Source organism: Pseudomonas frederiksbergensis (assembly GCF_000802155.2).
In the GTDB taxonomy this organism is placed as follows: Bacteria; Pseudomonadota; Gammaproteobacteria; order Pseudomonadales; family Pseudomonadaceae; genus Aquipseudomonas; species Aquipseudomonas frederiksbergensis_A.
This window is the reverse complement of record NZ_JQGJ02000052.1, coordinates 1-2154: the sequence shown is the minus strand read 5'-3', so window position 1 is coordinate 2154 and position 2154 is coordinate 1. Positions and strand designations below refer to the sequence as shown.

The 2154-nt window shown below is 64.3% G+C and carries 2 protein-coding genes; both read left to right on the top strand.

Annotated elements, in window-relative coordinates; genetic code table 11:
• Positions 1-1993, top strand: a 1993-nt coding sequence (locus tag JZ00_RS29615; protein WP_039594731.1) for a carbon starvation CstA family protein, incomplete at its 5' end; no start/stop codon positions are given.
• Positions 1994-2008: 15 nt separating this feature from the next.
• A partial coding sequence (locus JZ00_RS30645; protein WP_080942550.1) for a YbdD/YjiX family protein occupies positions 2009-2154 on the top strand: 146 nt, incomplete at its 3' end.

The window sequence follows — 2154 nt, the reverse complement described above, 5'->3', positions numbered from 1 at the left end:
CGTCGTGGCCTTGCGCCGCGGAGAGCCGATCAACGCCCTCTGGATCGTCGTCGCAGCCGTGGCCATCTACCTGGTCGCCTACCGCTACTACAGCCTTTTCATCGCCAACAACGTGATGCAACTCGATGCGCGCCGGGCCACGCCTGCCGTGCTCAACAACGATGGCCTGGACTACGTCCCGACCAACAAACACATCCTTTTCGGCCACCACTTCGCGGCCATTGCCGGCGCGGGGCCGCTGGTCGGGCCGGTGCTGGCGGCGCAGATGGGCTACCTGCCCGGCACGCTCTGGCTGATCGCCGGCGTGGTGCTGGCCGGTGCGGTGCAGGACTTCATGGTCCTGTTCCTCTCAACGCGCCGCAACGGTCGCTCCTTGGGCGACATGGTGCGCGAGGAAATGGGCCGCATCCCTGGCACCATCGCGCTGTTCGGCTGCTTCCTGATCATGATCATCATCCTCGCGGTGCTGGCGCTGATCGTGGTCAAGGCCCTGGCCGAGAGCCCGTGGGGCATCTTCACGGTGATGGCGACCATCCCGATCGCGATGTTCATGGGCATCTACATGCGCTACATCCGCCCGGGCCGCATCGGTGAGATCTCGATCATCGGCGTGCTGTTGCTGCTGGGTTCGATCTGGCTGGGCGGGCAGATCGCCGCCGATCCGGTCTGGGCCAAGGCCTTCACCTTCACCGGGATCCAGATCACCTGGATGTTGATCGGCTACGGTTTTGTCGCGGCGGTGCTGCCGGTGTGGCTGATCCTGGCGCCACGGGACTACCTGTCGACCTTCCTCAAGATCGGCACCATCGTCGCCCTGGCGATCGGCATCCTGGTCACCATGCCCGAGCTGAAAATGCCGGCATTGACCCAATTCACCGACGGCACCGGGCCGGTGTGGAAGGGCGGCTTGTTCCCGTTCCTGTTCATCACCATCGCCTGCGGCGCGGTCTCGGGTTTCCACGCACTGATCTCCTCGGGCACCACGCCCAAGCTGCTGGATAACGAAACCAACGCCCGCTACATCGGTTACGGTGGCATGCTGATGGAGTCCTTCGTGGCGATCATGGCCATGGTCGCCGCCTCGGTGATCGAGCCGGGCGTGTACTTCGCCATGAACAGCCCGGCGGCGATCGTCGGCACCGACGTGGTGGCCGTGGCCCAGACCGTCAGCAGTTGGGGCTTTGCAATCACCCCCGACGCGCTGCAAGCAGTGGCCAAGGATATCGGCGAGACCACCATCCTGGCCCGTGCCGGCGGTGCGCCGACCCTGGCGGTCGGTATCGCGCAGATCCTGCACTCGGTGCTGCCGGGTGAAAACACCATGGCGTTCTGGTACCACTTCGCGATCCTGTTCGAAGCGCTGTTCATCCTCACCGCGGTGGACGCTGGCACCCGTGCCGGGCGGTTCATGCTGCAGGACCTGCTCGGCTCGTTCGTGCCGGCCCTCAAGCGCACCGAATCCTGGACCGCCAACCTGATCGCCACCGCCGGCTGCGTCGCGCTGTGGGGCTATTTGCTGTACCAGGGCGTGATCGATCCGCTGGGCGGCATCAACACCTTGTGGCCGCTGTTCGGCATCTCCAACCAGATGCTGGCCGGTATCGCCCTGATGCTCGCCACCGTGGTGCTGATCAAGATGAAGCGCCAGCGCTACGTCTGGGTCACGCTGCTGCCGGCGAGCTGGCTGCTGATCTGCACCACCACCGCGGGCCTGATCAAGCTGTTCGACGCCAACCCGGCGATCGGCTTCCTGGCCCTGGCGCGCAAATACAACGATGCCCTGGCCGCCGGCCAGATCCTGGCCCCGGCCAAGAGCATCGAGCAGATGCAGCACGTGGTGTTCAACGCCTACACCAACGCAACGCTGACGGTGTTGTTCCTGTTCGTGGTCTTCAGCATCCTGTTCTACGCGCTCAAGGTCGGCATCGCCGCCTGGGGCACGAAAGAGCGCACGGACAAAGAAGCGCCATTCCAGGCCCTGCCGGACGCTTGATAGAGGATTGCAACGATGTTCAATGACTTGAGTCGCCTCGGTAAATACCTCGGTCAGGCCGCGCGCCTGATGGTCGGCATGCCCGACTACGACAATTATGTCGAGCACATGCAAACCAAGCACCCGGACAAGCCGCTGATGGACTACGAGGCGTTCTTCCG